Annotated in this window: 4 protein-coding genes; 1 reads left to right on the top strand and 3 read right to left on the bottom strand. The window is 55.7% G+C overall.

Annotation, left to right across the window (positions count from 1 at the left end):
• Positions 1 to 104: 104 nt before the first annotated feature.
• Positions 105 to 608, bottom strand: a complete 504-nt coding sequence (locus LHW45_10525) for a hypothetical protein (GenBank protein ID MCB5286005.1) — start codon at positions 606 to 608, stop codon at positions 105 to 107.
• A gap of 659 nt (positions 609 to 1267) precedes the next feature.
• Between LHW45_10525 and LHW45_10520 the strand changes: the two genes are divergently transcribed.
• On the top strand, positions 1268 to 2371 hold the full coding sequence (locus LHW45_10520) for a T9SS type A sorting domain-containing protein (protein MCB5286004.1): 1104 nt from the start codon (positions 1268 to 1270) through the stop codon (positions 2369 to 2371).
• Positions 2372 to 2432: 61 nt separating this feature from the next.
• Here the strand turns inward: LHW45_10520 and LHW45_10515 are convergent, their stop codons facing one another.
• Positions 2433 to 3347: a hypothetical protein gene (locus LHW45_10515; GenBank protein ID MCB5286003.1), complete on the bottom strand. Its 915-nt coding sequence runs from the start codon at positions 3345 to 3347 to the stop codon at positions 2433 to 2435.
• 2916 nt (positions 3348 to 6263) lie between these two features.
• On the bottom strand, positions 6264 to 7775 hold the full coding sequence (locus LHW45_10510; protein ID MCB5286002.1) for a DUF3987 domain-containing protein: 1512 nt from the start codon (positions 7773 to 7775) through the stop codon (positions 6264 to 6266).
• Positions 7776 to 8328: the final 553 nt, after the last annotated feature.

Genomic DNA, 8328 nt, shown 5'->3' with positions numbered 1-8328 from the left:
TCGAACTTTGAGGACAAATGGCCAAATGGCTCCGGAAATCACAAATCGGTGGACAAAATAATGCCATACTCTCTTGTTATAGGGACTACTGCAATTCCTGACACTCACTTTTTTGGGGGGATGCCTTCTATATCCTCGGATATCCCGTCCGCCCGGACAGCCCATAGCCAGTTGCCAGCGGAATCCAGTTTAGCGACAAAGAAACTTGTTATCCCGTTTGATGCCAGCATAAAGGGGCCGAAATCTGCGTTACCGTTATAATGCCCGGTAACAATCACACAACCAAATTCGTCCACGGAGACACCTGAGCCAGAGTCCCCACTTGTTCCACCTGCCCGAACAGCCCACAGCCAGTTTCCGCTGGAATCCAGTTTGGCGACGATGATATCATTGTCTCCAGCGGATGTCAGCATCGTGGTGCCAAAACCAATAATCCAACTAAACTCACCAGTTATGTATTGATTACCTAGACTGTCGAGGGCAATTGCATACCCTTCGTCATTTTCGCTACTGCCAGCCTTAACTGCCCATTGCCATACTGGTGTTTGGGCAGTTAATCCTACGAACGCCAATAGAAACACCAGAAAGTGCAATACCTCTTTAAACATGTCCTTACGATCCTCCAGTATATTCAATACAAGTTGAGTCAACTGGTCAGAACTATGGCATGATGTCAAGCAGAATATCAAATCGTTTGATTTTTATTCATGTATAGATATCAGTGTTGGGGATAATGTAGAAAAAGGCGGAATCTCTTGTAATGTGTCAGTGAAAACTTCAAATTGGATCACCGAAAACTTCAAATGTCCAAGTCCGATGGTTTCCAAGCCTAAAACACCAAGTGTTGCTGACTTTCTATCTTATTTCATTATAGATGGTTACGCCCAGAAACTTGGAACTTGCTTTGTTCCAGTAAATGTCCACGTAAATCAGTATAGTGACCGGATTTGAAGTTTTTGATGATAGAAAAGTCCATATCCAATAGGAGTGTCCAAGCCCAACACAGAACTGATTCACCTCCCATATCCCATTTATAGACAATGCGGTAGCGTCACTTGTCCAAGTGATAAGAATTTGAAGTTTTCAGTGACACATTACACTGGAGCGTGCCTTCTACCGCGTTACCGCCGTGAAGCTCTGAAGCGTTTTCGCGCCGTGGATCGATGTGATAAGTTTCGCGGGTGGGAGGCCTGTCAAGATTTCCCTTGACATCTGATGGTGACATCTGTGACATTGCTTTTTAAATCTTGAAGCATGGGAGGTCGCGATGCTGAACTCTGTCGTCAGATTTGCGGCGATCATTGTTTATCTTGTTTCAGCCCCAGTTTTGGCGGCTCAGACCGCTGAGTGGACCTGGGTTACCCACGCGGGGGCTGTTGGCACCAACGGCAGTAAGGGGATTTCCGCCGATCCCGCCGGAAACAGCTACATCACAGGCTATTTCCTTGGCAGCCCCAACTTTGGCGCCACCAATCTGGACAACCAGGGCGACCGGGATATCTTCGTGGCCAAGCTTTCCCCCTCTGGGGAATGGCTCTGGGCCGCCAGCGCCGGAGGAGCGGAGGAAGACCAGGCCTGGGGGATCAGCGTCGATCCCGCCGGAAACTCTTTTGTAACGGGATTCTTTGTGGGAACCGCCGCTTTCGGCGCTCAAAACCTCACCGGACCAGGTATGGCGGATGTCTTTGTGGCCAAATTGGATCCTGAGGGCAACTGGCTTTGGGCGAATAGCGGCGGTGGACCCAGCCACGATTTCAGCTATGGCGTGGCTGCAAACCCCGCCGGAAACGCCTTCATCACCGGATATTTCAACAGCCCCGCAGCTTTCGGTGGAACCAACCTCACCGGGATGGAAGCCGAACTCTACGTGGCCAAGATCAGCGACGCTGGCGACTGGATGTGGGCGAAAAGCGCCGGGGGCGAAGGCTGGGACTGGGCCAGAGGCGCGGCCGCGGTATCCGACGGCTCCTGCCGCGTGACCGGGACCTTCGGCCTGCTGGCCGCTTTCGGGCCGATCCAGGTGACCGCCGTCAGCGGCGACGACATCTTCGCGGCCAAAATCAGCGCCGACGGCACCTGGACGGATGATCACCTTTCCCCCACCATTGGCGATCAGGCCTGGCTTTCCGGCGTTTTTCCCAACCCCCTCCGTTGTGGAGAAATTGCTTTCGCCAAAGCCTTTCTGCCCTCCGACGCTTCCGGTTCCCTCGCCCTTTACAACCTGCGCGGACAGCGCCTCTTTTCCCGCGAACTAGGCCCCGGCGAACACCAGCTGGATTTGCCCCTGTCGGGTTTGCCCTCCGGCGTCTACTTCCTCCGCCTCACAGCGTCTGCCGGAGCGGTCACCAAAAAGATCATTTTGCTGGATTGATCGGCCGCGCCTACTGCAGTGTTACTGCCGTGAAGCTCTGAAGCCTGTTGTCATCCCGGCTTTAATCCCCATAATAGATGTAATCGCAATAATGGGGATTGGGATAGCCCTCCCACTCCAGAAGGTTGCCCTGGGCGTCGAATTTTTCGTAAATGCTTTCTTCCTCTCTCAGCTTTCCGTCTGCGTCGAAGTGCTTTTCGTAGGTGGTTTGCTCGGAGCCGTTTATCGCGTACTCGTACTGCGTGAGGCTTTCATAATCCTTATGGCCGTTGTCGAACCACATTTGGGCCACCCGGCCTTCGTTGTCGTAATCGTAGGTTCTGATCTCCACATATTCCAGCCCCTTGCCGCTTCTGTGGGTGGCTTTGCCCACCAGGTGGCGCCAATTGTACTCATATTCGTCCTGTTCAGTCAGGTTCATGAACAACCCCCCGAACGCCGATCTGCGGATCAGCAGGCCCCGGCCGTCGTATTCCCAGGTTTGGAGATAAGAGAGCTGGTTGCGCTGGTATGCCAGTTCGCAGATCTTGTTTCCGGCGGTGTCCCACCAGGCTTCGCGGTATAGCGGCGCTTCGTGGGGCGGACCCCAAAGGCCGCAATGGGTGGTGGTGAAGGAGCGGGCCAGCCGGCCGGCCGGATCGTAGAAAAACTCCGTGGCCTCCTCGATCTCCCCGTCCCGGCTGCGCAGCATCAGGGTCACCTCGCCGGCGTCGCCCTTTTCGTAGCTGAAATCGTGAACGCTCTTCATGTTTTCCATCACCACGTCATCTTCGTTGTAAACGGGGGTGAATGTCTCCTTGCGGGTGATCAGCCCCTCGGGGTCAAAATGGTAGCGGGCGCTGCTGTCCGCCCAGAAAGTGGCTTGTTTCACCCTTCCCTTCAGCTCCAAAAGCTCCCAGCCGTTGATGGCCGGATAGGCCGCCAAACCAGTGAATAGCGCCGCCACCAGGACGGCGGTTGTCAGTGTTTTCTTCATGTTTGCCTCTCTTGACTCACTTCTTCACTTGGTTTCCAACCACTGGGTTTCCCACAATCATGTCAAGATTTTTTTGGCTGATTCACCGGAATGTATTCATACTATTGTTATACATATCGTTGCACTATTTATGTTTTTCACCGTCTTTCGCCCTTTACCCTCTCCCATATGCCTCCCGCTAACCTCCCGCTGAGTTCCCGCCGGTCGGGCGGGAAGTCAGGGGGAAGTCATGGGGAAGTGAGTGGGATGCGGCTTGGGGGGTGTTTTGAGGTCTTGGAGTGGTGGCGGGGCGGAGGTTTGGCGCCTCACAGGAGTCACAGACGTCTCCGTCTGTGAAGCCCCGCGGGGGCTTGGGTTTGGGTTCTGAAAGGCTCTCCGGGCCTTGGCAGACGGGGACGTCTGCCGCTCCGTTTGTTACGATGGAAACGTCTGCCACTCCATTTTTGTGGTCGACAGGGACGTCGACCTTCCGTTGAGTCCATTTGAATACGCTGCGCTTACGTCATTCCGGGACGACGCAGTCGGGCCCGGAATCCAGACGGTCCGGGTAATGCCCTGGAAGGGTGTCGGTCCAGACAGCGTCTGGAGCGACCCCGCATTTGCCTGGTATCGGTTTGGCTTTTCCCGCATTTGCCTGGTATCGGTTTGGCTTTTCCCGCATTTGCCTGGTATCGGTTTGGCTTTTCCCGCATTTTCCTGGTATCGGTTTGGCTATTCCCGCAAGGGCGGGGTTCGTTTGTCCGGAGGACAGCAGACGGGAGCCGGTGGCTTCAGCCACCGTTCACCGCCCGGGGACCGTCCCCCAAAAAGACGATGTCCGGTGCTTTCAAGCACCGGCAATACACCCGGTGATTCGCCCTCCACGGCCTCCGGAGGTCGCGTTTACGGCCTTTTCACCGGATACAGGAGGATGGCGTCAGCCGGCGGTTGAAACCGCCGGAGATCGTCTCTCCCTCGCCGCTGAGGCCAAAGAACGGTGGCTGAAGCCACCGCCTTCCGTCTTTTCCCGCGCAGGCTTGGGTTTCGGTTCTGAAAGGCCCTCCGTGCCTTGGCTCGGGGTCCTCGCGGACGAGCACAGCGAGTTCGAGGGGTGAATGGCGGGGACGTCTGCCACTCCATTTTGTTATCGACGATGTCGTCTGCCGCTCCGTTTGTTACGATGGAAACGTCTGCCGCTCCATTTTTGTGGTCGACGGGGACGTCGACCTTCCGTGGAGTCCATTTGCATACGCTGCGGTTACGTCATTCCGGGACGACGCAGTCGGGCCCGGAATCCAGACGGTCCGGGTAATGCCCTGGAAGGGTGTCGGTCCAGACAGCGTCTGGAGCGACCCCGCATTTGCCTGGTATCGGTTTGGCTATTCCCGCAAGGCCTGGATTGGTTTGTCCGGAGGACAGCAGACGGGAGCCGGTGGCTTCAGCCACCGTTCACCGCCCGGGAACCGGCCCCCAAAAAGACGATGTCCGGTGCTTTCAAGCACCGGCATAACACCCAGTGAGACGCCCTCTACGGCCTCCGGAGGTCGCGTTTACGGCCTTTTCACTGGATACAGGAGGATGGCGTCAGCCGGCGGTTGAAACCGCCGGAGATCGTCTCTCCCTCGCCGCTGAGGCCAAAGAACGGTGGCTGAAGCCACCGCCTTCCGTCTTTTCCCGCGGGGGCTTGGGTTTGGGTTCTGAAAGTCCCTCCGGGCCTTGGCTCGGGGTCCTCGCGGACGAGCACAGCGAGTTCGAGGGGTGAATGGCGGGGACGTCTGCCACTCCATTTTGTTATCGACGATGTCGTCTGCCGCTCCGTTTGTTACGATGGAAACGTCTGCCGCTCCATTTTTGTGGTCGACGGGGACGTCGACCTTCCGTGGAGTCCATTTGCATACGCTGCGGTTACGTCATTCCGGGACGACGCAGTCGGGCCCGGAATCCAGACGGTCCGGGTAATGCCCTGGAAGGGTGTCGGTCCAGACAGCGTCTGGAGCGACCCCGCATTTGCCTGGTATCGGTTTGGCTATTCCCGCAAGGCCTGGATTGGTTTGTCCGGAGGACAGCAGACGGGGACGTCTGCCACTCCATTTTTGTGGTCGACGGGGACGTCGACCTTCCGGAGAGGGGATGCCATCTCAATTTGATTTTTGATAGCATTTTGCCGGTTCCTATCTTGAATCCTATCAGAACCCTTTAGCAGAGAGGGTTTAGGGTATATAAAGCACAGAAATCGGCCTCTCCTCCCCCGCCGCCGGAAGGCTGAAAACAGAGGTTTTTTCTACCCTGACCCCAGATCTTGGAACCTACCCCAGACCCTGGAACCTGATCCAGGACCTGGACTCATGGCCAGGATCCAGGACACGCTGGAGGAAGTGAAAAGTGAGGATGCTGAGCTTGTATCTATATAGTAATAGTAAAATATATAATAATATAATAAATATATAATATAACTATATATAGATTAATAAGATATAGCATTAGCGGCTATATACACTCTACCTTGTCAGCCCTTCCGCCGGGGAGGGAGGAGAAGGCTTTTTTTGTGCTTTATATACCCTAAAACCGCTCTGCTAAAGGGTTCTGATAGGATCCAGAATAGGAACCGCCCAGTGTTTCCAAACCCAAAATCCAGCTCTCTTTCAAATCGAGTGAGGACAGCCTAAGCTGCATTTCGGGCGTTCTCACCTGAATACATCACCGTTGCGTCATTCCGGATGTTCTCACCCGAATACTCCACCGCTACGTCATTCCGGGACGACAAAGTCGCGCCCGGAATCCAGACGTTCCGGAATGACATGCCGGAGCTGGGTCGGGAGAAAAAACGCCGAGCCCCTCCCCGGAATGACGGAAACGGCTCTCTGGTTTACCCACCAAAATGAACTTGAGCCACAAAGATAAGGGGAGGGACATGCCCTCCCCTCCTTGTGTGTTAGGTTATGGAGTACCTTCATGGTTCGGCCTCCACGATTCCAGGATGGCGGGATGGATGACATACATCCTGCCTGGCCTGTTTTTGGACGACGTGTAGGTTTCCACCTTCACCGCCTCACGTTCGATGAGGGTTTCCACGGCAGCCATGAACTCGCGCTTGGTCATGTGGGCGCTGTTCATGAGTTTGGTGTGGGGCGCCTGTCCTCCGTATTTGTGGACGATGAGTTCCACCAGCCGGCGTTCGGGGGCCAGTTTGTCCTGGTCTTCCAGCATTCTCAGGAGCGGGATTGTGTTGCGCAAGTAGAAGTTGCACAGCTCCATGGCCCTGATGGCGGCCTCCGATCCCACGCGCAGCTCATCGGCGAAGAATTCGCCCACCTGGTTGTATTCCAGGGCGTTGCGCAGCCCGGAGGCATTCTCGGCCAGGGTGTCGATGACGCAGAACTTGAACCAGTATCCGTCGTAGATCCTGGTGAAGTAGCTCAGCAGGGCATCGTTGTTGCGGCTGAAGACGCGGGCATAGAGCCGGGCGTATTCGAGGTCGCGGAACTCCCTGGCGTCGTCCGAGAGACGCAGCAGTTGGTGGCCGGGGATGGCCCTCCACAGGCGGAAGTATTTTCGCTCAAAGACTTCCAGAACTTCGGCGAGGTCATATTCCGCGCCGAGGTTGAGGTCGATGTCCGCGAGCTCGATCTCTCCCGCGTTGTAGAAGAGGAAGCGCTGGAGGAAGCCGGACAACAGGTCGGCGCTGTCCCCCACGTTCTTGTAGAGCCATCCCTCTGTTGTGGCTGCCGCGATGGACAGGGCGGGCTTGCGCACGCGCTCGAACCTTTCGCGGTTGGACACCGTGCGGTTCACCCCGTCGTAGAGCTCCGTCACCGTCTGTTTGTAGCTGGCGTTGTAGCTTTTGTTCATCTCCGCCAGCCAGCCGCCGATCTCGTTGTGGACGAAGAGGCGGCAGGGATTTTCAGACAGATAGCTGAGCAGCTTGGACAGGGTGATGCCGTTCATGAGCAGCGTCTGGCGCTCGTACTCGACGGCCGTGAGGTCGTCCAGCGTACTTTCGTAGGGCTGAACACTGTAGCCGGCGAACTGGAGCGCGGTGGACTTCCGACTGATCCCGCTGCGGCCGATCAGGCAACTCCAGATGTTGGGATAGACCCTCACATGCTTGTTGAGCATGTACACCCGATTGCCCAGATTCACCGCCGCGAAAGGCAGCCAGGCAGTCAGCAGCATTCCCGGTTTGGCGTCTGTACAGGGTTTGGTGAGTTCGAGGTACTCATCCATCACCGGCGGCAGGTAGCGTTCATTGAGAGCCACCGGCCGCGGTTTGCCGAAGAGATCGAGGAGCTCTTCGGACTCCAGCTCCGCTTTGCTTCGAACGGGTAGTTTCGAATACGGAGTTACGCTTGTCAGTTGTTCATCCCAGGCTTTGGGGACCTCGTCCCCCGCCTCCCGGGAGTTTGGGACACCGCTTTCCTGAAGCGGCATTTGTTTTTCGGGTACTTTCATGGTACCTCCTTTTGTGTTATTTGAGCAGCCGAAGCCGCCCATAGCTTCCAAAAGCATCCACAACTGACCTTCGCGTCCCTGAAACCATTTTCACAGGCCATTTCACACTATGCGCTGAGACAGAGGATGATTTTCACATTTCAAATACATCCCCCTATTGATAGTGAGTAACAAAACGCCAGGTTTGGAAATATTTTTTTCGGGGATCGGCGCCGCGCCTGTCATTCCGGGGTGGCGGGGTCGATCCAGACGCAGTCTGCATCGACACCCTTTCAGGGCATTAGCCGAACCGTCTGGATTCCGGATCTCCGGCGCTGAAGCACCTGCGTCCGGAATGACACCGCGGATTTATCCGCCTCTATAAACGTGCGTATGAGAAAAACGGGGGGTTGCAAGCCAAAAAAAAAGCCCCGGAGGGCGAAACCTTTCCGGGGCGGGAGTCTTATCGACCTGAGGAATTACTTCATCAGGATCATCTTTTTGGTGCTGCTGTACTTGCCGGCGAACATCTTGTAGAAATAGACGCCGCTGGAGACAGGCTGGTTGTTGGCAT

It is taken from the genome of Candidatus Cloacimonadota bacterium, from assembly GCA_020532085.1.
GTDB lineage: Bacteria > Cloacimonadota > Cloacimonadia > Cloacimonadales > Cloacimonadaceae > Syntrophosphaera.
Note: the sequence above shows the minus strand (reverse complement) of the source record. Positions and strands in the feature narration are given on the sequence as shown.

Excerpts from the sequence above, each read along its gene's own strand:
- LHW45_10520 (MCB5286004.1), top strand. The coding sequence starts at position 1,268 with ATGCTGAACTCTGTCGTCAGATTTGCGGCGATCATTGTTTATCTTGTT.
- LHW45_10515 (MCB5286003.1), bottom strand. The coding sequence starts at position 3,347 with ATGAAGAAAACACTGACAACCGCCGTCCTGGTGGCGGCGCTATTCACT.
- LHW45_10525 (MCB5286005.1), bottom strand. The coding sequence starts at position 608 with ATGTTTAAAGAGGTATTGCACTTTCTGGTGTTTCTATTGGCGTTCGTA.
- LHW45_10510 (MCB5286002.1), bottom strand. The coding sequence starts at position 7,775 with ATGAAAGTACCCGAAAAACAAATGCCGCTTCAGGAAAGCGGTGTCCCA.